The sequence below is a fragment of the Methylocapsa sp. S129 genome, from assembly GCF_009765995.1.
In the GTDB taxonomy this organism is placed as follows: domain Bacteria; phylum Pseudomonadota; class Alphaproteobacteria; order Rhizobiales; family Beijerinckiaceae; genus Roseiarcus.
On the sequence record NZ_LMUI01000027.1, the window covers coordinates 90,313 to 116,985 of the forward strand.

At 62.7% G+C, this 26,673-nt stretch carries 26 protein-coding genes; 11 read left to right on the forward strand and 15 right to left on the reverse strand.

The window, feature by feature from the left end; all coding sequences use genetic code 11:
- The first annotated feature begins 185 nt into the window (after positions 1 to 185).
- The 8 genes from GSQ90_RS16740 (at position 186) to GSQ90_RS16775 (ending at position 8,484) form a co-directional block, all read left to right on the forward strand.
- The gene (locus GSQ90_RS16740) at positions 186 to 1,202 is read left to right on the forward strand and encodes a BMP family protein (RefSeq protein WP_158815992.1); all 1,017 of its coding nucleotides are present in this window, start codon (positions 186 to 188) and stop codon (positions 1,200 to 1,202) included.
- A 141-nt stretch (positions 1,203 to 1,343) separates the two neighbouring features.
- On the forward strand, positions 1,344 to 2,888 hold the full coding sequence (locus GSQ90_RS16745; protein ID WP_158815993.1) for an ABC transporter ATP-binding protein: 1,545 nt from the start codon (positions 1,344 to 1,346) through the stop codon (positions 2,886 to 2,888).
- Positions 2,885 to 4,012, forward strand: coding sequence for an ABC transporter permease (locus tag GSQ90_RS16750; protein WP_158815994.1), 1,128 nt, complete (start codon positions 2,885 to 2,887; stop codon positions 4,010 to 4,012). The genes GSQ90_RS16745 and GSQ90_RS16750 overlap by 4 nt, the downstream gene beginning before the upstream one ends.
- A 6-nt stretch (positions 4,013 to 4,018) precedes the next feature.
- Entirely contained in the window at positions 4,019 to 4,990 is a 972-nt protein-coding gene (locus tag GSQ90_RS16755; RefSeq protein WP_158815995.1) for an ABC transporter permease, read from the forward strand.
- Entirely contained in the window at positions 4,974 to 5,390 is a 417-nt protein-coding gene (locus GSQ90_RS16760) for a cytidine deaminase (RefSeq protein ID WP_158815996.1), read from the forward strand. The genes GSQ90_RS16755 and GSQ90_RS16760 overlap by 17 nt, the downstream gene beginning before the upstream one ends.
- A gap of 9 nt (positions 5,391 to 5,399) precedes the next feature.
- Positions 5,400 to 6,218, forward strand: a complete 819-nt coding sequence (locus GSQ90_RS16765; RefSeq protein WP_158816026.1) for a purine-nucleoside phosphorylase — start codon at positions 5,400 to 5,402, stop codon at positions 6,216 to 6,218.
- A complete protein-coding gene (deoA, locus tag GSQ90_RS16770; RefSeq protein WP_158815997.1) occupies positions 6,218 to 7,543 on the forward strand; it encodes a thymidine phosphorylase in 1,326 nt (441 codons plus the stop codon). The genes GSQ90_RS16765 and deoA overlap by 1 nt, the downstream gene beginning before the upstream one ends.
- Positions 7,540 to 8,484, forward strand: a complete 945-nt coding sequence (locus GSQ90_RS16775; protein WP_158815998.1) for a glyoxylate/hydroxypyruvate reductase A — start codon at positions 7,540 to 7,542, stop codon at positions 8,482 to 8,484. The genes deoA and GSQ90_RS16775 overlap by 4 nt, the downstream gene beginning before the upstream one ends.
- Positions 8,485 to 8,497: 13 nt before the next feature.
- Here the strand turns inward: GSQ90_RS16775 and araD1 are convergent, their stop codons facing one another.
- The 4 genes from araD1 to GSQ90_RS16795 are packed head-to-tail and all read right to left on the reverse strand — an operon-like array spanning position 8,498 to position 12,410.
- Positions 8,498 to 9,484, reverse strand: coding sequence for an AraD1 family protein (araD1, locus tag GSQ90_RS16780; RefSeq protein WP_158815999.1), 987 nt, complete (start codon positions 9,482 to 9,484; stop codon positions 8,498 to 8,500).
- A 15-nt stretch (positions 9,485 to 9,499) separates the two neighbouring features.
- Positions 9,500 to 10,213: an HAD family phosphatase gene (locus tag GSQ90_RS16785; RefSeq protein WP_246731639.1), complete on the reverse strand. Its 714-nt coding sequence runs from the start codon at positions 10,211 to 10,213 to the stop codon at positions 9,500 to 9,502.
- Positions 10,189 to 11,709 carry a UxaA family hydrolase gene (locus tag GSQ90_RS16790; protein WP_158816001.1) on the reverse strand — a complete coding sequence of 507 codons (1,521 nt, stop codon included), beginning with the start codon at positions 11,707 to 11,709 and terminating at the stop codon, positions 10,189 to 10,191. Before GSQ90_RS16790 ends, GSQ90_RS16785 begins: the two co-directional genes overlap by 25 nt.
- Before the next feature lie 23 nt (positions 11,710 to 11,732).
- Positions 11,733 to 12,410: a GntR family transcriptional regulator gene (locus tag GSQ90_RS16795; protein ID WP_158816002.1), complete on the reverse strand. Its 678-nt coding sequence runs from the start codon at positions 12,408 to 12,410 to the stop codon at positions 11,733 to 11,735.
- Positions 12,411 to 12,556: 146 nt separating this feature from the next.
- Between GSQ90_RS16795 and GSQ90_RS16800 the strand changes: the two genes are divergently transcribed.
- The 3 genes from GSQ90_RS16800 (at position 12,557) to GSQ90_RS16810 (ending at position 16,253) form a co-directional block, all read left to right on the forward strand.
- Positions 12,557 to 13,741 carry a fumarylacetoacetate hydrolase family protein gene (locus GSQ90_RS16800; RefSeq protein ID WP_158816003.1) on the forward strand — a complete coding sequence of 395 codons (1,185 nt, stop codon included), beginning with the start codon at positions 12,557 to 12,559 and terminating at the stop codon, positions 13,739 to 13,741.
- Positions 13,742 to 13,845: 104 nt separating this feature from the next.
- Positions 13,846 to 15,285: an aldehyde dehydrogenase family protein gene (locus tag GSQ90_RS16805; RefSeq protein WP_158816004.1), complete on the forward strand. Its 1,440-nt coding sequence runs from the start codon at positions 13,846 to 13,848 to the stop codon at positions 15,283 to 15,285.
- 32 nt (positions 15,286 to 15,317) lie between these two features.
- The gene (locus tag GSQ90_RS16810; RefSeq protein ID WP_158816005.1) at positions 15,318 to 16,253 is read left to right on the forward strand and encodes a carbohydrate kinase; all 936 of its coding nucleotides are present in this window, start codon (positions 15,318 to 15,320) and stop codon (positions 16,251 to 16,253) included.
- 18 nt (positions 16,254 to 16,271) lie between these two features.
- Here the strand turns inward: GSQ90_RS16810 and trpB are convergent, their stop codons facing one another.
- From trpB to GSQ90_RS16865, 11 genes are all read right to left on the reverse strand, one after another.
- The gene (gene trpB / locus GSQ90_RS16815; RefSeq protein WP_158816006.1) at positions 16,272 to 17,492 is read right to left on the reverse strand and encodes a tryptophan synthase subunit beta; all 1,221 of its coding nucleotides are present in this window, start codon (positions 17,490 to 17,492) and stop codon (positions 16,272 to 16,274) included.
- Positions 17,489 to 18,196 (reverse strand): phosphoribosylanthranilate isomerase, encoded by a 708-nt coding sequence (locus GSQ90_RS16820; protein ID WP_158816007.1) that lies wholly within the window; start codon positions 18,194 to 18,196, stop codon positions 17,489 to 17,491. The genes trpB and GSQ90_RS16820 overlap by 4 nt, the downstream gene beginning before the upstream one ends.
- A 47-nt stretch (positions 18,197 to 18,243) precedes the next feature.
- Positions 18,244 to 19,197: an ornithine cyclodeaminase family protein gene (locus tag GSQ90_RS16825; RefSeq protein ID WP_158816008.1), complete on the reverse strand. Its 954-nt coding sequence runs from the start codon at positions 19,195 to 19,197 to the stop codon at positions 18,244 to 18,246.
- A 20-nt stretch (positions 19,198 to 19,217) separates the two neighbouring features.
- Positions 19,218 to 19,565: a lipopolysaccharide assembly protein LapA domain-containing protein gene (locus tag GSQ90_RS16830; RefSeq protein WP_158816009.1), complete on the reverse strand. Its 348-nt coding sequence runs from the start codon at positions 19,563 to 19,565 to the stop codon at positions 19,218 to 19,220.
- Positions 19,566 to 19,663: 98 nt separating this feature from the next.
- Positions 19,664 to 19,954 (reverse strand): integration host factor subunit beta, encoded by a 291-nt coding sequence (locus GSQ90_RS16835; RefSeq protein WP_158816010.1) that lies wholly within the window; start codon positions 19,952 to 19,954, stop codon positions 19,664 to 19,666.
- Positions 19,955 to 20,009: 55 nt separating this feature from the next.
- Complete coding sequence (gene sppA, locus GSQ90_RS16840; protein WP_158816011.1) at positions 20,010 to 20,978, reverse strand: signal peptide peptidase SppA; 969 nt, start codon at positions 20,976 to 20,978, stop codon at positions 20,010 to 20,012.
- A gap of 100 nt (positions 20,979 to 21,078) precedes the next feature.
- Complete coding sequence (locus tag GSQ90_RS16845) at positions 21,079 to 21,498, reverse strand: HIT domain-containing protein (RefSeq protein WP_246731640.1); 420 nt, start codon at positions 21,496 to 21,498, stop codon at positions 21,079 to 21,081.
- On the reverse strand, positions 21,495 to 22,715 hold the full coding sequence (locus tag GSQ90_RS16850; protein ID WP_158816027.1) for a phosphopentomutase: 1,221 nt from the start codon (positions 22,713 to 22,715) through the stop codon (positions 21,495 to 21,497). The genes GSQ90_RS16845 and GSQ90_RS16850 overlap by 4 nt, the downstream gene beginning before the upstream one ends.
- Before the next feature lie 25 nt (positions 22,716 to 22,740).
- Positions 22,741 to 24,405 carry an ABC transporter ATP-binding protein gene (locus GSQ90_RS16855; protein WP_158816012.1) on the reverse strand — a complete coding sequence of 555 codons (1,665 nt, stop codon included), beginning with the start codon at positions 24,403 to 24,405 and terminating at the stop codon, positions 22,741 to 22,743.
- Positions 24,402 to 25,508: an ABC transporter permease gene (locus GSQ90_RS16860; protein ID WP_158816029.1), complete on the reverse strand. Its 1,107-nt coding sequence runs from the start codon at positions 25,506 to 25,508 to the stop codon at positions 24,402 to 24,404. The genes GSQ90_RS16855 and GSQ90_RS16860 overlap by 4 nt, the downstream gene beginning before the upstream one ends.
- A 57-nt stretch (positions 25,509 to 25,565) precedes the next feature.
- Positions 25,566 to 26,669, reverse strand: a complete 1,104-nt coding sequence (locus GSQ90_RS16865; RefSeq protein WP_158816030.1) for a microcin C ABC transporter permease YejB — start codon at positions 26,667 to 26,669, stop codon at positions 25,566 to 25,568.
- Positions 26,670 to 26,673 lie beyond the last annotated feature (4 nt).

The window sequence follows — 26,673 nt, forward strand, 5'->3', positions numbered from 1 at the left end:
AAGCGAACGCCTGTCGAAGCGCTCGCCGCGAACTCCACAAATTCGCTTGACTTCGCACAGGAGCCAAGCAATCGTTTTGACCAATTGGTCAAGACTTCTCGCTAGGCCGTTTAGCCGCGCGGCGCCGCCTGGCATCTTTGTTGCAATGCGCGGGTGCAACGTCGGCAGTATCGGGGGATGGTATGATGAGTCGGAAATCAGCGTATTTGTGTTCGGGCGTCAGCGCGGCGTTCGGGCTCGCGCTTTTGGCTTCGAGCGCTGTCTTGGCCGCGGACATCAAGCCGGCGGTCATTTATGATCTCGGCGGCAAGTTCGACAAATCCTTCAATGAAGGCGTCTATAACGGCGCCCTGAAATTCAAGAAAGACACCGGCATCGAGTTTCGCGATCTCGAGATCCAGAATGATGCGCAGCGCGAGCAGGATCTGCGTAAATTCGCCAAGGACGGTTTCAGTCCGATCCTGACGGTCGGTTTCGCCTGGGCGTCGGCGCTCGATAAGGTCGCGGGCGAATTTCCGGACACCAAATTCGGCATCATCGATATGGTGGTCGACAAGCCGAACGTTCAATCGATGCTGTTCAAGGCCCAGGAAGGTTCGTTCCTGGTCGGCGTCATCGCCGCTAAAACCTCCAAGACCGGCAAGGTCGGTTTTGTCGGCGGCATGGACATTCCGCTCATTTCGCAATTCGAATGCGGTTACGCTCAGGGCGTGAAATATGTCGACGGCAAGGATGAAGTGTTCGCCAATATGACGGGCACGACCCCGGCGGCCTGGAACGATCCGGTCAAGGGCGGCGAATTGGCCAAGTCTCAGATCGGTCGCGGCGCGGATGTCGTCTATGCCGCGGCGGGCGCGACCGGCCAAGGCGTTCTCAAAGCCGCCGCCGACGCTGGCAAGCTGGGCATCGGCGTCGATTCCGATCAGAACGGCCTGTTCCCCGGCAAAGTGCTGACCTCCATGCTGAAGCGGGTCGACGTCGCCACTTATAATTTCTTCAACACCGCCAAAGAGGGCTCCTGGAAGCCCGGATTCAACGTGTTCGGCATCAAGGAAGGCGGCGTCGGTTACGCGCTTGACGATTTTAACAAGGCGCTGATCACCCCTGAAACGAAGGCGGCCGTCGATGCGGCTTCCGCCGACATCGTCGCCGGCAAGATCCAGATTCATGACTACATGAGCGACAACAAGTGTCCAATCTGAGCTAGGGGCGCTTGATCGAATTCGCCCCTGCGGCCGGATTGTGACTGGCCGGAGGGGCGTTTCGCAAAGACGAGGCCGAAGCATGGCCTACGATTTCGTATTCGAGAATGCGTTCATCCATCAGAGCCTTGGGGGGCTTGTTTGACAGACGAGGCCCGCGATCAGGCGCCCGCCATTGAACTTATTGGCATCGATAAGCGTTTTGGCTCGGTTCACGCCAACAACAATGTGAATCTGCGCGTCGAGCGCGGAATCATCCATGGCATCGTCGGCGAAAACGGCGCCGGAAAATCGACGCTGATGTCGATCCTCTATGGGTTCTACGAAGCGGACGCCGGCGAAATTCGCGTCAACGGCGCGCCGGTTCGCATCTCCTCGTCGCGCGAGGCGATCAGTCACGGCATCGGTATGGTGCATCAGCACTTCATGCTCGTGCAGACGCTGACGGTTCTCGAAAACGTCATGCTCGGCGCCGAGGGCGGCGCCTTGCTGGCGCGCGGCGCCGACGCGCTTCGCGCCAAGCTGGCGGAGCTCGAACGCGAATATGGGCTCGAAGTCGACCCCGATGCGATCGTGGGCGAATTATCCGTCGGCCTGCAGCAGCGCGTCGAGATTTTGAAAGCGCTCGTTCGCGGCGCCGAAATCCTGGTTCTCGACGAGCCGACCGCCGTGCTGACCCCGGCCGAGGCCGACCAATTGTTTGAAATGCTGCGTTTGCTCAAGACGCAGAACAAAACGGTCATTTTCATCACCCACAAGCTGCGCGAGATCATGCGCCTCACCGACCGCGTCTCCGTCATGCGCCGCGGCGAAATGGTGGCGACTTTCGAGACCGCGAAGACTTCGCCGCCTGAACTCGCCGATGCGATGGTTGGGCGCAAAGTCATCCTGCGCATCGAGAAAGGCGCCGCTCATCCCGGCGAGATCGCGCTGGAGGCGCGCAATCTCGTCGTGCGCGACGACCGCGGCGTGACGCGCGTCGACGATGTTTCCTTCACGCTCCGCAGAGGCGAGATCGTCGGCATCGCCGGAGTGGCGGGCAACGGCCAGTCGGAGCTGCTCGAGGCGCTCGCTGGCATCCGCGTACTGACATCGGGGGAAATTCTCCTCAATGGCGAGAAGCCGGCCGTAGAGCTGCGAAACCCCAAGGGGATGCGCGCGCTCAGCGTTTCGCACGTGCCGGAAGACCGGCACCGCATGGGCCTCGTCATGCCGTTCCAGGCCTGCGAGAGCGCGATGCTCGGGTTCCAGGACGACAAGGTTTATGGTGGCGGTTTGCTGTTCAACCGCGCCGCTATTGTCGCCGATCAGGCGCGCAAGATGGAAGCTTTTGACATCCGCCCGCGCGCGCCGCTGCTGAAGACGGCGAATTTCTCGGGCGGCAATCAGCAGAAGATTGTCCTGGCGCGCGAGATCGAGCGCAATCCGCATGTGATCCTGGTCGGCCAGCCGACGCGCGGCGTCGATATCGGCGCCATCGAGTTCATCCACAAACGTCTCGTCGCTTTGCGCGACGCAGGCAAAGCGGTGCTGCTGGTTTCGGTCGAGCTCGACGAGATCATGGCGCTTTCGGATCGCATTCTCGTCGTCTGCGCGGGGCGCATCACCGGCGAGAGGCGCCCCGAGGACACCAACCAGCAGGATCTTGGCCTGCTGATGGCCGGTGTCAGCGAGCACGCGGCATGAGCGCGCCCGTCGAGCTTCCCAAATGGGCCGATGTCGGGCTGATTCCGCTCATCAACGTCGCCGCAGCGTTCGTGATCTCCGGCCTTGTCGTCATCGCGATCGGGGAGAATCCTTTTGAGGCCGTGAAATTGCTGTTAGGGGGCGCGCTGGGCGATCTCGAAGGCATCGGCTTCACGCTCTATTATGCGACGAGCTTTATTTTCACGGGCCTTGCCGTCGCCATCTGCTTCCAGGCGGGATTGTTCAACATCGGCGTCGAGGGCCAGGCCTATGTGGCGGGCTTAGGGGCCGCACTCGCCTGTCTCTATCTCGGCTTTCTGCCGGGCTACACACTGGCGGTCGTCGCGATCGCCGCCGCTGCTTTGTTCGGCGCCGCCTTCGCCGCCATTCCCGGCTATCTCCAGGCCAAGCGCGACAGCCACCTCGTTATCACGACGATCATGTTCAACTACATCGCCTCGGCGTTCATGGGCTATCTTCTGGTCCGGGTGTTGCGCGAGCCCAGCCAGATGAATCCGGAAACACATGTTTTTCCGCCCGGCGGCTGGGTGCCGCAGCTTCATGCGATTCTGACCTATTTTGGCGTCAAATGGCCGGTAACGCCGCTGAATCTGTCGTTCTTCCTTGCATTGATCGCGTCCTTCGCGGTCTGGATATTGATCTGGCGCACGCGCCTCGGCTTTGAAATCCGCACCGTCGGCGCCAATCCGACGGCCGCCGTCTATGGCGGCATATCGCCCGCGCGCATCACGATGATCACGACGCTGATGTCGGGCGCGCTGGCGGGCGGCCTGGCGGTCAATGTCATTCTGGGCGAGCAACATCGCCTGATCCTGGAATATGTGGGCGGCTTTGGCTTTGTCGGCATCGCGGTCGCCTTGATGGGGCGCGCGCATCCGGCTGGCATCGTTCTGGCGGCGATCCTGTTCGGCATGCTCTACCAGGGCGGCGCCGAGCTCGCATTCGACAAGCCGAAGATCAGCCGCGACATGATCGTCCTCATCCAGGGCCTCGTCGTGCTGTTCGCAGGCGCGCTGGAACATATGTTCCGGGCACCGCTCGCGAATCTGCTGGCGAAATTCGCCGCGCGCCCGGTCGATGCGCCAGCCGTCGAGCGGGGGTGACCGAGCGTGGAAACCTTCGACGCCGCGATCGTTATTTTGGGTTCCGGCATTCGTCTCGCCGTACCGCTGATCCTCGCTTGCCTCGCCGGTCTGTGGTCCGAGCGTTCGGGCATCGTCGATGTCGGCCTGGAGGGCAAGATGCTGACCGGGGCGTTCGCCGGCGCCGCGGCTGCGACCCTGACCGGCAGCGCGTGGATGGGATTGTGCGCCGGCGTCCTCTCCACGGTCATCATATCGCTCATCCACGGTTATGCGTCGATCGACCAGCGCGCCAATCAGATTGTATCGGGGGTCGCGATCAATATGGTCGCCGACGGCATGACGGCTGTGATCGGCAACGCCTGGTGGGGGCAAGGCGGGCGCACGCCTCAGCTCGACGATTCCGCCATGTTCAATCCGATTGATCTGCCCTTTGCGCAAAGCTTCAGCGGCGTGCCGATTCTGGGCTCGATCTATCAGCATCTGATTTCCGGCCATGATATCCTGACCTATGCCGCCTTCGCGCTGGCGCCGATCACCTATTGGGTTCTTTACAAGACTCGTTTCGGCCTTCGCCTGCGCGCGGTCGGCGAAAATCCCGCCGCCGTCGACACCGCCGGCATTTCCGTGCGCGCTTTGCGCTACGGCGCCGTGGTGATTTGCGGCGTTCTCGTCGGTCTTTCCGGGGTTTATCTTTCGGTCGCGCAGGCCGCTTATTTCCAGCCGCATATGAGCGCCGGCAAAGGCTTCATCGCGCTCGCGGCGCTGGTGTTCGCCAAATGGCGCCCGCTGCCCGCGCTCGCCACCTGCTTGCTGTTTGGCTTTCTCGACGCACTGTCGATCCGCCTGCAGGGCTTCGTCATCCCGGGCCTCGGCGAAGTCCCGGTGCAGGCGATCGAAGCTTTGCCCTATGTGCTGACCGTCATTCTGCTGGCCGGTTTCATCGGCAAGGCGATTCCCCCCAAAGCATCGGGAATTCCCTATGTCAAAGAGCGTTGAACCCTCAATCGCAGCGCTGTTCGACGCGGCCAAAACGGCACAACGACGGGCCTATACGCCCTATTCGCATTTCAACGTCGGCGCCGCGTTGCGCACGCCTTCGGGCGCCATTTTCGCGGGCTGCAATGTCGAAAACGCCGCCTATCCGCAAGGCGCCTGCGCGGAGACCGGCGCGATCAGCGCGATGGCTTTGGCCGGAGAGACGCGTATCGCGGAAATGCTGGTGATCGGCGATGGCGAGGGTCTGTGCACGCCGTGCGGCGGCTGTCGCCAGCGCATTCGCGAATTTGCGTCGCCACAGACGCCGGTGCATATCGCAGGACCAGACGGCGTGCGGCTCACGCTGTCGCTCGCCGAGCTTCTGCCCTATTCCTTCGGTCCGGAAAATTTGAAAACGTAACGCGCCATGATGACCGACACCCAAAAAGCGATCGCGCTCCTGCGCCAGCGCGGCCTCAATGAACTCGCCCCACTCGGCGTTGTGCTGGGCTCGGGTCTGGGTTCGCTCGCCGACGAGGTCGAGGACGCCGTTTCGATAGCCTATGAAGACCTGCCGGGTTTTCCCGTCCCGACCGTGTCGGGACACGCCGGCCGCCTTGTCGTCGGTCGGTTGGAAGGCAGGCGCGTCGTGCTGTTCCAGGGGCGCGGCCACTATTATGAGCGCGGCGATTGCCGCGCAATGGCGGTCGCCATCGAGACGTTCAAGGCGTTCGGCGGCCGGACGCTGTTTCTGACCAACGCCGCCGGCGGCCTCAACACCGATTGGCGTCCGCCCGCGCTGGTGGCGATTGCCGATCACATCAATTTCGCGGGAGCGAACCCGCTCATCGGCGTCAATTCCGACGATCGCTTCGTGCCGATGACGCATGCCTATGATTCCCATTTGCGAACCCTCTTGAGACATGCAGCTCTGGACCAGGGAATCGAATTGCACGAGGGCGTCTATATGTGGTTCTCCGGACCGAGCTTCGAGACGCCGGCCGAAATCCGCGCGGCGAAGATTCTGGGCGCCGATCTTGTCGGCATGTCCACAGTTCCTGAAGTCATTCTGGCGCGCCTCAACGGGCTGCGCTGCGTCGCCGTCTCGCTGGTGACGAATTTTGGCGCGGGACTGGCGGGGGGTGATCCGACCCATGCCGAAACCAAGGAGGTGGCGGCCGAAGGCTCAGCCAATTTCAAGCGATTGCTGCGCGCCTTCATCAGGGCGTATGACCCGGCGCACGCCTGATGCTGCCGCAGGAAATCATTCGCAAGAAACGCGACGGCGAGGCGCTCGCCGCACCGGAGATCGAGAGCTTCATCGCTGGCCTCACCTCGGGCGCGGTCACGGAGGGCCAGGCCGCCGCCTTCGCGATGGCCGTGTTCTTCAAGGGGATGAATCTTGACGAGCGGGTGGGTCTGACCCGTGCGATGATGCATTCGGGTTCGGTGCTCGACTGGCGCGACGCCCGTCTGCCCGGCCCCATCCTCGACAAACATTCGACGGGGGGCATCGGCGACAACGTTAGCCTGATGCTTGCGCCGATGCTGGCGGCCTGCGGCGCCTTCACCCCGATGATTTCGGGGCGCGGCCTTGGTCATACCGGCGGCACGCTCGACAAGCTCGATTCGATTCCCGGTTATGTCGCCCAGCCCGACCTCGCGCTCTTCCAGCGCACGGTCGCAGAGGCCGGCTGCGCGATCATCGGCCAAACCGCCGATCTCGCTCCCGCCGACAAACGCCTTTACGCGATTCGCGACGTCACTGCGACGGTCGAATCGATCGCGCTGATCACCGCCTCGATCCTGTCGAAGAAACTGGCGGCCGGCCTGCAAGGGCTGGTGATGGACGTCAAGACCGGTTCGGGCGCCTTCATGACGAGCCTTTCGGGCGCGCGCGATCTTGCTCAAAGCCTTGCGAGCGTCGCCACCGGTGCCGGCCTGCCGACCACTTCGCTCATCACCGATATGAACGAGCCTCTCGCAACTGCGGCCGGCAACGCGGTCGAAGTGCGAAACGCCGTCGACTATCTCACCGGGCAAAAGCGCGACGCCCGGTTGCACGCTGTGACCATCGCGCTCGGCGGGGAATTGCTGTCGCTCGGCGGCCTTGCCGAGAGCGCGGCGCTTGGCTGCGCGGCGATGGAGCGCGCGCTGGCGAGCGGCGCCGCCGCCGAGCGCTTCGAGCGCATGGTTGCGATGTTGGGCGGCCCGAGCGGCTTTCTCGATAAGGCGGCCAAGCTTCTGCCCGTCGCGCCGGTTATTGTCGCCGCCGCGCCCGCGCGCCGCGGCTTTGTCGAAGCGATCGACGCACGCGCTATCGGCATGGCGGTCGTCGCCCTCGGCGGCGGTCGGAGCCGGGCTGCCGACGCGATCGACCCGGCCGTCGGCTTCACGCGGCTTGCAGGACTTGGCGCCGAGGTTTCCGCCGCCGCGCCTCTGGCGTTGGTTCACGCGCGAGACGACGCGCGCGCCCAGGCGGCGGCGGGGCAGCTTGCAGCCGCCTACCGCATCGGCGATGCGCCGCCGCCGCCGCGCGATCCTGTCGTCGAGCGTATCGCCGGGACGCCATGACAATCCTCCTCGCCGTCAGCGGATGGGATCTGCAGCCATGGCTGGCGCGGTTGCATGCGCTCTTGCCGGGGCGCGAAATCGTCACGCCGGAGACGATTGGCGATCGCGCCGCCGTCGATTACGCCCTGAGCTGGCGCCATCCATCGGGCGCGCTCGCTGATCTGCCCAATCTCAAGGCGATCTTTTCGCTCGGCGCCGGCGTCGACCACGTGTTTCACGATTCCGGTCTTCCCGATGTTCCGATCGTGCGCGTCGTTGACGCGGATTTGCGCGACCGGATGAGCGAATGGGTCGTGCTTCATGCACTCATCCATCTGCGCCAGCAGCGCATGTACGACTGGCAGCAGGATCAGCAAATCTGGGACGAGGATATTGACCAGCCCGCAGCCGCGGACATCCGCGTCGGAATCCTCGGCCTTGGCGCGCTCGGAGCGGATGCGGCGCGCAAACTCGCGACGATCGGCTTTGACGTCGCCGGCTGGAGCCGGAGTCCTCGCGATGTTGAAACCATCGCCTGTTTCCATGGCGCTGACGGCCTTGAGGCGATGCTTGCCCGCACCGATATTCTCGTCGCGCTTCTGCCTTTGACGCCGCAGACGCGCGGCATTCTCAACGCCGCTCTTTTTGCGAAACTGGCGACGGACGGCCGCCTTGGCGGGCCTATTCTGCTCAATGCCGGGCGCGGCGGCTTGCAGGTCGAGGCGGACATTCTGGCGGCGCTCGACACGGGCGTTCTCAAAGCGGCCTCGCTGGATGTTTTCGAGGTCGAGCCTTTGCCAAAGGCTTCGCCGCTTTGGCGCCATCCCCGCGTGACGATCAGCCCGCATAATGCGGCGGTCTCAACGCCGGACGCGATCGTGCGCTATATCGCGGATCAGATCGCCGCCTATGAGCGCGGCGAGAAGCTGCGCAATGTCGTCGACCGGGCGACGGGCTATTGAGCGCGACGCTCCCTCAGAGCGCCCGCACCTTCACCTTCGCTGCCTTGCCGATTGTCAGCCGGTTGCGCAACGGCAGGCCGAAAGCCTCGGCTTCGATCTCGAAGACATCGCCCTTCTCGGGTTTGATTCCGTCCGAGAAAGACAGCGTCGCAGTGCCGAAGAAATGCACGTGCACGTCGCCCGGGCGGCGGAACAGATCATATTTGAAATGATGCGCCTCCAGATTGGCGATCGTATGCGACATGTTCTGTTCGCCCGAGATGAACGGTTTTTCCCACAGCACAGCTTTGCCGCGGCGGATGCGCGAAGCGCCCTGCACGTCGGCGGGCAGATCGCCCAGCAACAGTTCCGGCCCGAAGCTTGAGGCCCTTAGCTTGGAATGGGCGAGATAAAGATAATTCTGCCGCTCGGTGACGTGGTCGGAAAATTCATTGCCAAGTGAAAAGCCGACCCGCACCGGCGCGCCCTCGGGGCTGATGACATAGACGCCCACGATCTCCGGCTCCTCGCCGCCATCGAGCGCGAAATGCGGCGAGATGAGGTCGCCGCCCGGCGCGGCGATCGTCGAGCCGTCGCCTTTGTAGAACCATTCGGGCTGGACGCCTTGCGCCGCGCCCTTCGGCTTGCCGCCTTCCAGACCCATTTTGAACATGCGCATCGAATCGGTCAGCGTGTCCGCGTCGGCCAGATTCTTGTGCATCTTGTCGCGTCCCTCGGCGGAGCCAAGATGCGTGAGGCCGGTGCCGGTCACTTGCAGATGGGCGGCGTCCTTATGGTCGATCGGGTTGAGCACGCGCTTCTCTTTGAAAGCCGCCGCAAGGTCGACGACCTTGCCGATGCCGCGATCGGCGATGATTTTCCGAATCGATTCGCCCGCCGCGATCGCTTGAAACGCGAGCTCATAGGTCGTGCGCGCGCCCTTCACGAGGCGGCTTTCGCCGCGCGCGGTGACGACAAGCGCGCGCTTGTCATTTTCGTCGACGATTTGAGCGAGCCGCATGTCAATCTCCTGGAATCAGCGAGCGCTGCTTCTCGTATAGATCATCTTTTGTCGAATCAATTCGCGGATGCGCGGATCGGTGAAATCGGCCGCGGCGATCGTCGCGCCCGCGCGCGTCAGCGTCGTCTCGTCCAGCGTCGTCGTCAGGCCGACGACGGTCAGGCCCGCGCCGACCGCGGCGCGAAGCCCCGACAGAGAATCTTCGAAAGCCAGCGAATGGGCTGCGTCCGCCCCCGTCAGCGCAAGGCCGGTGAGATAGGGCAGCGGATCCGGCTTGGGACGCGCGAGTTCTCCGCCGATGATCTGGATGGGCAAGCGCGCGGCGAGGCCCAAAGCGTCAAGCACGACCTTGGCGTTGGCGCGCGGGGCGTTGGTCACGACGGCGCATTTGACGCCCTGCGCGTCGGCGTAATCAAGCAAAGCCATCACGCCCGCGACCGGCTTCAATTCGCCGAGCATGTCGCGAAACGCCGCTTCCTTCGTCGCAAGGATCGCGTCGCGATCCGCCGGCGACAGATGCGGCAGGAACGCTGCGCCGATCATCGCATTGGACGAGCCCATGATCGTCTCGACATATTGCGCCTTGGTCAGCTTTATGCCGTGCGCCGCGAGGACGTTTTGAAAGGCGATAAGATGAAGAGCGTCGGTGTCGACGAGCGTGCCGTCGAGATCGAACAAAAGAGCGGTCTGCACGAAATTGCCGCTTACATCGTCGCGCCGACTTGCCACGGCACGAATTCGGCGTCGCCATAGCCGAGCGCTTCCGACTTCGACTTCTCACCCGAGGCGACGCTCAGAACTTTCTCGAATATTTCGCGGCCCTTTTCTTCGATCGAAACGCCGTCGAGAATATCGCCGCAATTGATGTCCATGTCCTCGCTCATCCGCCGATACATGTCGCTGTTGGTCGCGAGCTTGATCGACGGCGTCGGTTTGCAGCCATAAGCCGAACCGCGTCCGGTAGTGAAGGCGAGCACATTGGCGCCGCCGGCGACCTGGCCTGTCGCCGAGACGGGATCGTAGCCAGGCGTATCCATGTAGACGAAGCCCTTGGCCGTCACGCGTTCGGCATATTTATAGACGTCGTTGAGAATGGTCGTGCCGCCTTTGGCCGCCGCGCCAAGCGATTTTTCAAGGATCGTCGTGAGGCCGCCGGCCTTATTGCCAGGCGAAGGATTGTTGTTCATCTCGCCATGGTTGCGCTCGGTATAATCTTCCCACCAATGGATGAGGTCGACAAGCTTCTGGCCGACTTCCGGCGTCGCAGCGCGGCGTGTCAGCAAATGTTCGGCGCCATAGATTTCTGGCGTTTCGGACAGGATCGCGGTGCCCCCGTGCCGCACGAGAACATCGACGGCGGCGCCGAGCGCGGGATTGGCGGTGATGCCGGAATAGCCATCCGACCCTCCGCATTGCAAGGCGAGCATCAACTCGCTCGCCGGCAGCGTCTCGCGCTGTGCCCGGTTGACGATCGGCAGCATCGCGGCGATGCGTTCGACGCCCGCGTCGATCGTCTTCCTTGTGCCGCCCGTCGCCTGGATCGTCATCGTCTGGAAAAGCTCGCCGTCGCTGAGGCCGTATTCCTCTTTCATGCGGCCGATCTGGAAAACTTCACAGCCGAGCCCCACCAGCACCACGCCGGCAATATTGGGATTGCCCGCGTATCCCCATTGTGTGCGCTTGAAAATGTCGAAGCCCTCGCCCTTGGCGGCCATGCCGCAGCCGGTGCCATGAACAAGCGCGATAACGCCGTCGACATTGGGATAGTCGTCCAGCCTTCCCGAACGTTCGAATTCACGAGCGATCAGCCTGGCGACGGTTGCCGAACAATTCACGCTGGTCAGAATCGCCAGATAATTGCGCGTGCCTGCCTTGCCGTTGGTGCGGCGATAACCCTGGAATGTCGCCTGCTGGGACAACGGCAGGATGGTTTCGGGCCTCGCGCCCTCGGAAAAATGATAGTCCCGCGAAAACTCGTGCATGACGACGTTATGTTCATGCACCCACTCGCCCGGTTCGATTGGTCTTGAGGCGAAGCCAATGATCTGTCCGAATTTGAGGATCGGCGCGCCTGTCTCGATCAGCGTCGTGGCGAGCTTATGGCCTTTGGGCACGCGCGCGGACGCTTTTGGACCGCCTGCAGGGCTGTCGCCGATGCGAATCTCGTCGACGGCGACCATCACATTATCCTGGGCGTTGAGCCGTAAAGCGCGTGGGCTGTTCATCGTTTGCTTCCGAGGGGTGAGAATTATTTGGAAAACAGGCTCGACCGTTCCCTGGCGAAAGTCTCGAACAGATCGGTCGTTTGTTGCAGATGGTAATGCATGGCCGCGCGGGCGCCGGCGGCGTCGCCGCTCGTCACGGCTTTGGCGATGGCGCTATGTTCGGAAAGAGTCTTGGGCATGCGCCCCGTCGGCGACAGCAGCAGGCGCCTGACCCGCTCCAGATGGGAGCGCAGCCCGTCGAGAATCTCGCCGCAATGGCCGAGCGCCAGCAACGACGGGAGCAAACGGTGAAAATCCACATCCAATGCGTAGAATCCCGCAACGTCGTGTCCATCGACGGCCGCTTGCTGGTAGCGCAAATTGCGCTCCAGTTCCTCGATGCCCTCACGCGGCATCCGTAACGCCGCCTGCGCCGCGACTTCGGATTCGAGCGCCCGGCGCACCAACAGACGTTCGCGCACATCGTCAACAGAAATCTTGGCGACAAACGATCCGTGTTGCGGTTCGATCGTCACCAGCCGTTCATAGGCGAGCCGGCTGATGGCGGAGGAAACCGGAAAGCGCGATACGCCGAGCCGCTCGCAAAGCGCCAGTTTGTCAATCGCACCCCCTGGCTCCAGCGCGCCCGAAAGGATAGATTCCTTGAGATCGCGATAGACGTGATCGGCTTTCGAGCTTCGTCGCGCCTCCGTCTCGCTCATCTCCAATGACCTCGCGCGCCATTCGCCGCGTGCGCGTGCTGTGCAAATGACTTCCCAGCTAGCATGTTAGACGCTAATCAGATGGCGAGCCAGCGTCAATCCTTCAATGGCCGCCCCGCCCATTTGGACCGAAGTCGAGAATGCCCATGCCGCAACTTGAATTGAACTTGACGGAAACGGCGACCCTGCCGATCGACGGTTATGCCGGCGCTTTGGTCGGCAGGGTCTGGCGGCCGGAATTGAGCGGCCCATCGGTCGTGGCGGCAAGGCCGGACGGTCTAGTCGACGTGACCCGCCGTTTCCCGTCGCTGCGCGACTTATGCGAGGAACCGGACCCTTCGGCGGCGTTGCGCGCGGCGCAAGGCGAGCGCTTCGCCTCGCTCGAGGAGGTCCTCGCCAACACCCCTCAAACTCGGCGCGATCCCGCGAAGCCCTGGCTTTTGGCGCCCGTTGATTTGCAGGCGATCAAAGCAGCCGGCGTTACTTTCGCGACATCTATGCTGGAGCGGGTGATTGAAGAGCGCGCGCGCGGCGACAGAAGCGCCGCGGCGAAGATCCGCGATGAAATGATCGGTCTGATAGGCGAGGATCTTTCCAGGCTCAAGCCTGGCTCGCCCGCCGCCATGCGCCTCAAGGACGCCCTGATCGCGCAGGGAGCATGGTCGCAATATCTGGAAGTCGGCATCGGACCGGACGCGGAGATTTTCACCAAGAGCCAGCCGATGTCAGCGGTCGGCCATGGCGCCGACGCCGGCTTTCACAAAGCTTCGGCGTGGAACAATCCGGAGCCGGAAGTCGTTTTGGCCATCAATTCGGGTGGCCGCATCGTCGGTGCAACCCTCGGCAACGATGTCAATCTCAGGGATGTCGAGGGGCGCTCCGCGTTACTGTTGGGCAAGGCCAAGGACCAGAACGCGAGCTGCGCGATCGGTCCGCTGCTGCGCCTTTTCGACGCGAGTTTTTCGCTCGACGATGTGCGCGCCATGCACGTCGGCCTGACTGTCGAAGGCGAAGATGGCTTCAAGCTCGAGGGCGGCTCCTCGATTTCAAAGATCAGCCGCGATCCCGCCGATCTCGTGGCGCAGATGACGGGGGCGAGTCATCAATATCCCGACGGGGCGGTGCTGTTTTTGGGCACGATGTTCGCGCCGGTCGCCGACCGGGAAGCGCCGGGCAAGGGCTTCACCCACAAGCAAGGCGACGTCGTCACGGTCGCCGCCGGCAAACTCGGCCAATTGACCAATCGCATGCGTCATTGCGACGAATGTCCGCCATGGGCGTTCGGCGCCAGCCATCTCATGCGCAATCTTGCCAAACGAGGCTTGATTTGAGTTACTGGCGCGCGCATGTCCGCCTTCATATAGTATGATAAAAGATCGGCGGCTTCAGCAGGAGCCGCCGGAGCGCCAGACGCGATAAACGATCGGGAGACGATATGAGCGACCTCAACAAGAATTATATCGCGGGCGAATGGGTCGAGGGCGAAGGCGTTTCGCGCAATATCAATCCGTCCAATACGGAAGACGTCGTCGGCCTCTACGCGCATGCCAGCGCCGCCCAGGTCGAGACCGCCGTGGCGTCGGCGAAGGCCGCTTTTCCCGCATGGTCGCGCACCAGTCCGCAGGAGCGGCATGACATTTTGCTGCGCGCCTCCACCGAAATTCTGGCGCGCCGCGAAGAGCTGGGCAAGCTGCTCGCGCGCGAAGAAGGCAAGTCGCTGCTGGAAGCCATTGGCGAAGCGACGCGCGCCGGCCAGATTTTCGATTTCTTCGCGGGCGAGGCGTTGCGCATCCCCGGCGAGAAGCTCGCCAGCGTGCGGCCCAATATCGATGTTGAATTGACGCGCGAGGCGGTTGGAATCGTCGGCATCATTGCGCCGTGGAATTTTCCGATCGCCATCCCCGCTTGGAAGATCGCCCCGGCTCTCGCTTACGGCAATTGCGTACTGTTCAAGCCCGCCGACCTGGTGCCGGGTTCGGCGCATGCCTTGGCCGAAATCATCGTGCGCGCCGGCGCGCCCAAAGGCGTGTTCAATCTGGTGATGGGCCGCGGTTCGGTGGTCGGCCAGACGATGCTCGAGCACAAGGGAATCGACGCGATCACCTTCACCGGCTCCGTGGCGACAGGGCGCAAGGTGGCGACGGCTTGCGCCGAGCGGATGCGCAAATTCCAGCTCGAAATGGGCGGCAAGAATCCACTGATCGTGCTTGACGACGCCGATCTCAAGACCGCCGTCGAATGCGCGGTCAATGGCGCGTTTTTCTCGACCGGACAGCGTTGCACCGCATCCTCACGCCTCATCGTCACCAAGGGAATCTATGCGCGCTTCGCCGAGGCGATGGTCGAGCGTATGAAGGGCCTCGTCGTCGACGATGCGCTGAAGGCGGGCACGCATATCGGACCGGTCGTCGACCAGAGCCAGCTCGATCAGGATCTTTCCTATTTGCGCATTGGCAAGGACGAAGGCGCCAAGCTCGCAATAGGGGGCGAGCGCGTACAGCGCGCGACGCCTGGCTTTTATATGAACCCGGCCCTGTTCACGGACGCCGATAATTCAATGCGCGTGGCCAGGGAGGAAATTTTCGGACCGGTGACCGCGATGATTCCAGCGAACGATTATGACCACGCTCTGGCGCTCGCCAACGACACCGAATTTGGGCTGTGCGCGGGCATCTGCACGACAAGCCTGAAATATGCGAGTCATTTCAAGCGGAATATCGAAGCGGGCATGGCGATGGTCAATGTGCCGACCGCTGGCGTCGATTATCACGTGCCGTTTGGCGGACGCAAAGGTTCGAGCTTCGGATCGCGCGAACAGGGTCGTTACGCCGTCGAGTTCTATACAATCGTGAAGACCGCCTATACGCTGGCGTGAGGCCGGGATGACGCCGGCGCCAGGGGCAGGCCATGATCCTTATATCGGGCGAAGCGCTGATCGATCTGATTCCCGACGCCGATCGGAAAAACGGCTATGACGCGGTTCTCGGCGGATCGCCCTTCAATGTGGCGATCGGCTTGGGCCGATTGGGGTCGCCGACGGCCTTCGTGTCCCGCCTGTCCACAGATCCTAACGGCGAGAGTCTCGCCGCCGCGCTGGTCGAGGCGGGCGTCGATCTGACTTTCGTCGCGCGCGACGCCAAGCCTTCGCCGCTCGCCTTCGTGATGCGCGGCACGGCCCAGAGCGGCGCGCGCTATTCGTTCTATCTCGATGCGACCGCCTATGACGAGGCATGGCCGTTTCCGAAAGTCTGGCCTGCCGGAGCGCGTCATTTGCACATCGGCTCGTTCTGCGCCGTCGATCACATGCATGGGTCAAGTTCCGCGGCGGCATTGGCCATGGCGCGCACATTCGCGACGACCAGCTTCGATCCCAATATTCGCCCGATGGTGACGCCGGATCGCGAGGCGGTGGTTCCGATCGTCGAACGCGAAGTCGCGCTCGCCAGCGTCGTCAAGGCGAGCGAGGAGGACCTCCTCTGGCTCTATCCCGATCGTGAAGCTGAAGCCTCCATCGCCGCGTGGGCGTTGCTTGGCCCGCATTTTTGCGTCATGACGCGCGGCGAACAGGGCGCGGTCGCCTATCTCCAAGACGAGAGGCTTTTCGCGCCATCGCCCATCGTCGCTGTCGTCGACACGGTCGGCGCGGGCGACAGTTTCATGTCGGCCTTGATCGCCGCGATGGACGCCGATAGCGCGCTTGGCGTCGGGGCGCGCGCGCCGACCAGCGCCGATCTCACGAAATGGCTGACCTTCGCCGTGGCGGCCTCAGCGATCACCTGTACGCGACAGGGCTCCGATCCGCCGACGCGCGCCGAGGTTCTAGCCTGGCTCGCCAAGGCATAAGCGCGCCGCCGCGAACCGTCACATGCCGCCTAGATATTCCGCGACCGTGAAGATGTCCTTGTCGCCACGCCCCGACAGGTTCAGCACCATCAGATGATCGCTCGACTTTTCCGGCGCAAGGCGCATAGCGCCGGCTATGGCATGCGCGGGTTCGAGCGCGGGGATGATGCCTTCCAATTGGCTGCAGAGCTGGAAGGCGGCGAGCGCTTCCTTGTCGGTCGCGGATATATAGGTCGCGCGGCCGGTTTCCTTGAGCCAGGAATGTTCGGGGCCGATGCCGGGATAATCGAGACCGGCCGAGATCGAATGGCCCTCATTGATCTGACCGTCGTCGTTCATCAGGAGATAGGTGCGATTGCCGTGCAGCACGCCAGGCCGGCCGCCCGATAGCGAGGCGGCGTGCCCGTCGGGCACGTCGAGGCCATGGCCGGCCGCCTCGACGCCATAAATTTCGACGCTCGGGTCATCGAGGAAAGGATGGAACAGGCCGATCGCATTGGAGCCGCCACCGATGCAGGCGATCAGGCTGTCGGGCAGACGCCCTTCGGCCGCCATCATCTGCTCGCGCGTCTCGTTGCCGATAACGCTCTGAAAATCGCGCACCATCGCGGGATAAGGGTGGGGACCTGCCGCCGTGCCGATGCAATAGAAGGTGTCGGCGACATTGGTGACCCAATCGCGCAAAGCCTCGTTCATCGCGTCTTTCAGCGTGCGCGCGCCCGATTGAACCGGGCGCACCTCAGCCCCCAACATTTTCATACGGAAGACATTGGGTTTTTGCCGCTCGACATCGACGGCGCCCATATAGACGATGCATTCCAGCCCGAACCGCGCGCAAGCGGTAGCGGTGGCGACGCCATGTTGGCCCGCGCCTGTCTCGGCGATGATGCGTTTCTTGCCCATGCGGCGGGCGAGCAGGATCTGGCCCATCACATTGTTGATCTTGTGCGAGCCGGTATGGTTCAGCTCTTCGCGCTTGAAATAGATTTTCGCGCCCCCTAACCGCTCGGTCAGCCGCTCGGCGAAATAAAGCGGACTCGGGCGCCCAGCGTAATGCTTCAGAAAATGGTCGAGCTCGGCCTGGTAGGCCGGATCGGCCTTGGCCGTCTCATAGGCTTCTTCCAGCGAGAGGACGAGCGGCATCAGGGTCTCGGCGACGAAACGCCCGCCAAATATGCCGAAATGGCCGCGCTCGTCGGGGCCGTTGCGGAAGGAATTCTGTTTGGCGATCTTGGTCACGCGACTCTCCCCGGCTGCGCCGTTGGGCGCGCGGTCATACGGTTGGCGGCTTCGGCGCGCGAGAAAGCAGCGCGCGCCTCGGCGATAAAGGCTCCGATCTTACCAATGTCCTTCGCCCCCGGCGCGCTCTCGACGCCTGAAGAAACATCGACGCCCCGCGCGCCGGTGATGGCGATCGCCTGCGCGACATTTTCGGGATCGAGCCCGCCAGACAGCAGCCATGGCTTAGGTAAATCGAGCCCGGCGAGCAATTGCCAATCGAAAGCGACGCCGTTGCCGCCGGGATGGCGCGCATCCCTGGGCGCTTTAGCGTCAAAAAGCAGGCGATCGGCCATATCGGCATAGTTCTGAGCCGCGGCGATATCGCCCGCGCCGCTGACGCCGATCGCTTTGATCATGGGCAGCCCGAATGTGCGGCGAAGATCGGCGAGGCGCTGCGGGATCTCGTGGCCATGCAATTGCAGAAAATCAGGCGCGACCGCGGCGATGATGGCGCGCAGCGCCTCGTCCGAAGCATCGACCGTCAGAACGGCGATCTGCGCCCGCCCGCGCGCCTGTTGCGCAAGCGCGCCAGCCTGATCGAGCGACAGATGGCGAGGGCTTTTCTCGAAAAACACGAAGCCGACCACGTCGGCGCCTGCGTCAAGCGCGGCGTCGAGGGTCCGCGCGGTCGAGAGGCCGCAGATTTTGATGACCGAGGACATGGCGCTCCTTTCCGCCAATCCGCGTCCCTTGTCAAAGGCCAAGCCGCTTAAAGGGGCGCGAGTTTGCGCCACACCAGCATCGCTGCCGCGAGATCTTCGAGCGCGGCGCCTACCGACTTGAACAGCGTTATCTCCGTCGATTCAGCCCGCCCGATCGCGCCCCGGCAGAGCGCGCCAAGGTCGGCGACGATGTGGGCGCGATCGATAGCGCCTCCGCGCAACGCCAGGGCCACATCGCCGCCCTCGCTCAGTGCGGCGTCGGTGTCGATGAAAACGCGGGCACGCCGGAGCGCTTCGTCGTCGGCCTCGCGCATTTCAAGATTGAAAGCCCCCACGAGATCGAGATGCTGGCCAGGCTGCAACCACGCGCCGGCGATCAGAGGCGCGTTTGAAAGCGTTGCGCAGGAGATGATATCGGCGGCGCGCACGGCGCTCTCCAGATCCTCGGCGACGCGGGCACGCCAGCCCTCCTGGGATAGCGAGGCGGCAAGCTTCTCAGCGGCGGCGGCGCTGCGGTTCCATACCGTCACCTCTTCGATCGGCCGCACCGAGGCGTGCGCGCGCGTGAGGAAGGGGGCGAGCGCGCCGGCCCCGACGATCAGCAGTCGCCGCGCGTCGTCGCGCGCCAGATGCCGCGCGGCAAGGGCGGACGCGGCGGCCGTGCGCCAATGCGTGAGCCGTGTGCCGTCCATCGCCGCGAGCGGCTCTCCGGTCAACCCCGATTGCAGGACGTAGACGCCAAGCACGGCGGGCAGGCCGCGTCGGCCATTGTCGGGAAAGACATTGACGATTTTCGTACCGAGATAGGCGTCCTCTTGCGTGCCCTCCGACGTCCACGCCGGCATCAGAAGATGGGTCGCGGTCGTCGCGTCTGCACGCGCAATGGCATGATGATGGCGGGTCGGCGCAATGGTTCCGCCGCGGAACGCCTGTGCGAGAGCATCGATCAAGCCAGGAAAATCGAGCGCTTCATCAATTTCCGTCGCGGACACCAATCGCATGCAAACGCCTCGGGTCGTCGTCAGGCGTGATGCTGCAGGCCCACGTTCGGGACGACGCGATTGTCGCCCGTCGGCGGCCTCAACCTTTGGGCCTCGCCGCGCAGCCGCTCGGCCTCGGCGCGATTTTGGCGTGCGGCCTTGCGATACTTGCCTTGCGCCAGCCATGTCGCCGCGCCGCCCGCCATAACGCCGATCATCATCGCCAGAATTAGAATGAGGAACAGCGGCGCGCTGATGGCGAAGGCTGCGATATCGCCCTCGACGAACGGATCAAAGGAAACCGTGACGATATGCCGGTTGGCGAAGGCGAAGATCAGCAGCAGGATTGCGATCGGCGCCAGCACAATGAATTTGAGTAGGTTCTTCATAGCGGTTTTCTCAGAATCATCGCCATCTCTGAGCAGCGAACGGCGACCATCTTCGGCCCGGGCTATGGCGAACGGGAAAGACAATCGCCTCGGGCGCGTCAGACATGCGGGGGTTTGTTCAACCGTTCACGCATTTCTTTACCCGTCTTGAAGAACGGCACCACCTTTTCGACCACCGGCACCTGATCGCCAGTGCGCGGATTGCGGCCGGTTCGCGCGGAGCGCTGTTTGGTCGAGAAAGCGCCAAAGCCGCGCAATTCGACACGCTCGCCTCTGGCGAGCCCCGCTGTGATTTCGTCAAGAATCGCGTCGACGATGTTTTCGACATCGCGTTGATAGAGATGGGGATTGCGCGCCGCCATTCGCTGCACAAGTTCAGATTTTATCAATGGAATACCTCCCCATCGAGAGACCGCCAGTGCAGAGACGCCACGCGAACGACATTCAATTACCAGCAGGAAGCTGCCAAATCGATACAAGCCCGTCAAGCAACTGGCTTTCCCTCGCCAATTCGGCCCGCTGCAGAAGCGCAGCCGGGCCCGTCAGTCCAAATCCCTCGGCGATCGAAGCCGCCGATCCGAGAAGGCCAAGCCCGAAGCTTTTCTCGGGGCGCCAATCGCGCACCGGCAAGTCCTTGGCGACGCCCTTCTCCGTTTCAAGCCAGGCGATCGCCTCGCGTTCGCCGCCGATGGCGTCGACAAGCTTGAGCGGCACGCCCTGACGGCCTGTGAATACCCGCCCATCGTCGACCTGGGCAAGCTCGTCATCGTTCAGATGTCGACGATCCTTGACCAGACTTTTGAACCAATCAAAGGAATCGGCGACCAGCGCGGCCATTGCCGCGCGCGTGGCGTCGCTGGTCGGCTCCATCCCGTTGGGCGTTGCCTTCAACGGCGAGGATTTCACCGCCTCAAGTTTTACGCCGATCTTGTCCATGAGACCGGAGAAGTTCGGAAACTCGATGAGGACGCCAATCGACCCGACAAGAGAATTGCCTTTTACAAAAATTCGGTCGGCGCCGAGCGCGGCGATATAGGCGCCCGAAGCCGCCATCGTACCGACAACCGCGACGACTGGCTTTTTCGCCGCAAGGCGCCGCAATTCGTCGAAGAGCAATTCCGCGCCCGTCGTCGTGCCGCCGGGGCTTTCGATCGTGAGCACGACCGCCGCAGCCTTGGAATCGGCGATCTCACGGATGGTTTTCAGCGTTGCGTCGTCGCCGGTGATGAGGCCCTGGATCGCCAGCCTCGCGATATGCGGCTGGTTCGGCGCGGCGAGACCGGAAAAGCGATAAAAGGCGCCCAAAATCGCCAATGCGACGACAACAAAGGCCACAACGCGCCACAGCGTCACCTGACGCCGCAGTCTACGGCGATCAACGATATAATCGGCGGCGGAGGCGGGCAAAGACATCGCGTTCTCGTTTGACAATCAGGAGATGCGCGCGGCTCAAGAGCTCGTTACAGCACACTGGCTTGGACACTAGTCGTGGCCGCGCGCTCGCGCAAGGCTCTCACGACGCCGCGCCGCGAATCAATTGCCCCTTGATACCTTGCACGATCTTGCGCGCCCTTGACGCACCGTAACGCAGCGGCGCGCCAGCGCCCCATACCGGGCCAGGCCATGCCGCGTCGCCCAAACGGCGCGCGACGACATGGATATGCAATTGGCGCACAATATTGCCCAACGCGCCAACATTGATCTTATCGACGCCGGGCAAGCCGATCAGGGCCTTGGAAGCCGCAGTGATCTCCTCCATCAGAATCGCGCGATCGCGCGCATCGAGATCGACGAGTTCGCATAAATTCTCCTGGCGGGGAACGAGAACGAGCCAGAGATAGCGCGCATCATTCATCAGAAGCAGGCGCGACAATGCGAGATCGCCAATCTCGATCGTGTCGGCGGCCAGACGCGTATCCAGCGCGAAGCTCACGCCAACCAGCTCCGACCATGAGCGCCGGCGGCGAGGCCAAGCCTCTGCGCGATTGTCTCGGCGATATCGGCGAGCGTTTCGCGTCGGCCGATTGGGCCCGGCGCGACGCCTTTGCCGAAGGAGAGGATCGGAACATGCTCGCGCGTATGATCATAGCCGCGCCATGTCGGATCGTTGCCGTGGTCGGCGGTGACGATGCAGAAATCCTCGTCGCGCATCGCCGCGGTAAGTTCCGGCAGCCGCGCATCGAACGATTCAAGGCAAGCGGCATAGCCGGGAACGTCGCGACGATGGCCAAAATCCGTATCGAAATCGACGAGATTGACGAATATGAGCGCGCCGTCGCGCGCCTCGGCCAGCGCCCTCAGGGTCAAATCGACATGGTCATTGTTGTTGGCGCCTTTCAGCTCGCGCCCGGTATGACGATGCGCGAAAATGTCGCCGATCTTGCCCACGCAGATGATTTCATGGCCGGCTAGCGCGGCGCGTTCCAGAAGATTGCCGGCGGGCGGCGGCATAGCGAAGTCCTTGCGATGCGCCGTGCGGACAAAATCGGCGCTCGTTCGACCGACAAAAGGCCGCGCGATGACGCGACCGATGTTAAGCGGATCGCACAGGCGCCGCGCGATCTTGCACAAAGCGTAGAGCCGCTCGAGACCGAACGCGTGTTCATGCGCGGCGATCTGCAGGACGGAATCGGCCGATGTGTAGCAAATCGGCTTGAGATCGCCCAGATGTTCCTCGCCGAACTCTTCGATGATCGCTGTGCCCGAGGCGTGCTTGTCGCCCAGAATGCCAGGCAGTTCGCCTTCGGCGATCAGCGCCCGGGTGAATTCGGGCGGGAAGGCCGGCATTGTCTGGGAAAAATAGCCCCATTTAAATTGCACCGGCGTTCCCGCGATCTCCCAATGGCCCGAGGGCGTGTCTTTGCCTAGCGACGTTTCGACGCCATAACCCCATTGGCCGGCGGGCTCGCCAAGGCCCAGGCCTGGCGAAGAATGACCGGTGGAGGCCTGCATCGCGCGCCCAAGGCCGAGGCGATCGAGATTGGGCAATCTCAGGGAACCTTCGCGCAGCCCGACCCTGTCACCGCACCCTTCCGCGCAGGCTTGCGCGATGTGGCCGAGCGTATCCGCGCCCGCGTCCCCGTAAACGCCCGCGTCCTCGGCGGCGCCGCAGCCGACGGAGTCGAGCACGATGATGATGGCGCGGCCGATCGGTTTGCTCATTGCGACGCCTCGCTCATTGATCGACGATTCCGCGCGCGTCGGCCTCGATGTTGAAGGCGGCCGCGAAAAGCGCCTTCGTATAATCATCCCGCGGCGCCGAGAAAACCTGCACCGCCGCGCCGCTTTCGACCACTTTGCCGTGACGCATCACGATAATCTCCGAGGCGAGCGCACGCACAACCTTCAGGTCATGCGAGATGAAGAGATAGGCGAGCGACCGCCTTTCCTGCAACTGGCGCAGCAGATCGACGATCTGCGCCTGAACCGACATGTCGAGCGCCGAAGTTGGCTCGTCAAGCACGATGAATTTCGGGTCGAGCGCCATCGCTCTAGCGATCGCGATGCGCTGGCGCTGGCCGCCCGAGAACTCATGCGGATAGCGATCCATGGAAGCAGGATCGAGGCCAGTGTCGGCGAGCGCGCGCGCCACCGCCCGCCGGCGCTCGGCCGCATTCATTTTGGTGTTTTGCGCGATCAACCCTTCCTCGACAATCTCGGCCACGGACAGTCGCGGCGACAGAGAGCCGAACGGGTCTTGAAAAACGATCTGCATATCGCGCCGTAGCGGGCGCATTTCCCTCGAACGCAGCGCGTCGATGCGTTTGCCGCAATAGACGATCGGGCCCTGCGATCGGATGAGACGCAAAATAGCGAGGCCGAGCGTCGTTTTGCCCGAGCCCGATTCGCCGACGACGCCAACCGTCTCGCCCTCGCGCACCGTAAGCGAGACGCCGTCGACCGCCTTCACATAGCCGATTGTTTTGCGCAAGAAGCCGCGCTTGATCGGGAACCAGACCTTGACGTCGTCCGCCGTCAGCACGGCGGAGGCGTCAAGATTTGGTAGCGGCGGCGCGCCCTTGGGTTCGGCGGCGAGCAGGGTCTTCGTATAGGGATGTTGCGGATCGGCGAACACTCGCGCCACCGGCCCGGCTTCGACAATGCGCCCGCGCTGCATCACCGCTACGTTTTTTGCGACCTTGCGCACAATGCCAAGGTCATGGGTGATGAAAAGCATCGCCATGCCGCGCTTGGCCTGGAGCTCGCTCAGCAGTTTCAGAATTTGCGCCTGGACGGTGACGTCCAGCGCAGTCGTTGGTTCGTCGGCGATGAACAGGTCAGGCCGGTTGGCGAGCGCCATCGCGATCATCACGCGCTGGCGCTGACCGCCCGAAAGCTGATGTGGAAAGGCGCCGAGCCGCGAAGCGGGATCGACGATGCCGACCTCGGTGAGCAGCGCAACGACTTGCGCGCGGATCGCGGCTGCGCGTCCGCCATGTAACGCGATGATTTCGCCGACCTGCCGCTCGATGGTATGCAGCGGATTGAGCGAGGTCATCGGCTCCTGAAACACCATCGTGACGCCCGCGCCGCGCATGGCGCGCAATTCCGCGTCCGGCATTTTCAGGACGTCTTTGCCTCTGAAGAAAATTTCGCCGGAAGGATGGCTCGCGGCGGGATAAGGCAGCAGACGCACCAGAGAGAGCGCCGTCACCGATTTTCCTGACCCCGATTCGCCCACAAGCGCCAACGCGTCGCCTTTTTCGAGCGTGAACGAAACGCGGTTAACAACGGTCTGGGCTTTACCATTCTGCGCAAAAGCGACGGAAAGCTCGCGCACGTCCAGGAGCGGCGCCGTCGCGCCTCCCGATGACGCCGCGCTGGCGGGCCGCCCCCTCACGTAAACGTCTTTCGCGGATCAAAAGCGTCGCGCACCGCCTCTCCTATGAAAATGAGCAAGGACAACATCAGCGCGACGATGGCGAAGGCCGATAGGCCCAACCAGGGCGCCGACAGATTCGACTTGCCCTGCAATAGCAATTCTCCAAGCGAGGGCGAGCCCGGCGGCAGACCGAGGCCGAGGAAATCGAGGGAGGTGAGCGTGCTGATCGAGGCGTTCACGATGAAAGGCATGAAGGTCAGGGTCGCGACCATTGCGTTGGGTAGAACGTGCTTGACGATGATCTTGGCGTTGGAGAGGCCGAGCGCGCGCGCCGCGTTGACATATTCGAAATTACGCGCACGCAGGAATTCCGCTCGCACGACGTGAACGAGGTTGACCCAGGAGAACAGCAGCAGGATCACCAGCAGCACGAGGAAGCTTGGCGTGAGAATCGCCGAAAGGATGATGAGAATGTAGAGATGCGGGAGCGAAGACCATATCTCGATCAGTCTTTGCATGATTAGATCGAGCCAGCCGCCGAAATAGCCCTGCACGGCGCCCGCCGCGACGCCGATAACCGACGAAACGCCCGCGAGTATGAGGCCGAATAGGATCGACAGGCGAAAGCCATAGATGAGCCGGGCGACAACGTCGCTGCCTCTATCGTCGGTGCCGAGCCAGTTCCATTCGAGATCGCGGCAGGAGCCGTTTCCCTCGTATGTTTTCATTGGATTTTGCTTCGCCTGAGCCGCGAGAGCCGTCCGACATTGATTTTGGCTCAGGAGCCAGGTCGGCGGCGACGGAAACGGGGTGGGCGGATCGCGCTTGATCGTATTGTTTGCGAACCGAATGAGCGGCCAGAGCATCCAGCCATGAGCTTCGATCTCGTTCGAAATGATAGGATCGCGATAGTCTGTAGTCGCTTCGAACTCGCCAAACTTCTCTTCCGGATAATCGATTAGAACGGGAAACAGGATTTCGCCCTTATAGGAGGCGATCAGCGGCCGGTCGTTGGCGACGAATTCGGCGAAAAGCGAGATGACGAAGAGTACGAGGAAAATCCAGAACGACCACAACCCGCGCCGGTTGCGGCGGAAATTGTCGAGCCGGCGCCGGTTCATCGGCCCGAGATTCAGCCATCCCTTGGCGCGGGCGGGTTCGCTGACCAGACTCAAGCTTCAGACCTCCCGCGTTTCAAAATCGATGCGGGGATCGATCCAGGTGTAGGTCAGGTCAGAAATGAGGTTCACGACGAGGCCAAGCAGTGCAAAGATATAAAGATTGCCGAGGACGACGGGATAGTCGCGGTTCATGAGCGAGTCGAAGGAGAGGTAGCCAAGGCCGTCGAGCGAAAAGACCTGTTCGATCAGCAGCGAGCCCGTAAAGAAGGCGCCGATGAAGGCGCCGGGAAAGCCCGCGATGACGATCAACATCGCATTGCGAAAAACATGCCCGTAAAGCACACGCCGCTCGGACAGGCCCTTCATTCGGGCCGTCTGGACATAGGCCTTCTTGATTTCATCAAGAAAGGAATTCTTGGTCAGTAGCGTCGATGTCGCAAACGAACCGAGCACCAGCGCCGTCACCGGCAATGTTATGTGCCAGAGGTAATCCAGCACTTTGCGCGGCCATGAAAGGTCAGCGAAATTATCCGAGGTCAGCCCGCGCAAGGGGAATATCTGCCAGAACGAGCCGCCGCAAAACAAAACGACAAGCAGAATGGCGAACAGGAAGCTTGGTATCGCATAGCCGAAAATAACCACGCCTGAGGTCCAGACATCGAAACGCGATCCGTCCGATACCGCCTTCCTGATCCCCAGCGGGATCGAGATCGCATAGGACAGAAATGTCATCCACAGGCCCAGCGAGATCGAAACAGGCAGCTTTTCCTTGATCAGGCTAAGCACCGGCTCGTCGCGAAAATAGCTGCGGCCCAGATTGAAGGTCGCATAGTCCCTGACCAGAATCGCGAAGCGCTCGGGCGCCGGTTTGTCGAAGCCATATTGCTTCTCCAATTCCTTGATGAATTTGGGATCGAGGCCCTGGGCCCCGCGATATCTGGAGGAGACATCGCCGCCCGAATGCGCCATAGCGCCCGCGCCGATCTGGCCCCCGCCCCCGCCAATGCGCGAACCTGAACCCTCGTCGAGGCCCTGCAATTGCGCAATGGCGCGCTCCACCGGCCCGCCCGGCACGAATTGCACGATGGCAAACGAAACCAGCATGATGCCGAAAATGGTCGGGATCATCAGCAGGATGCGGCGGGCGATATAGGCGAGCATGGGG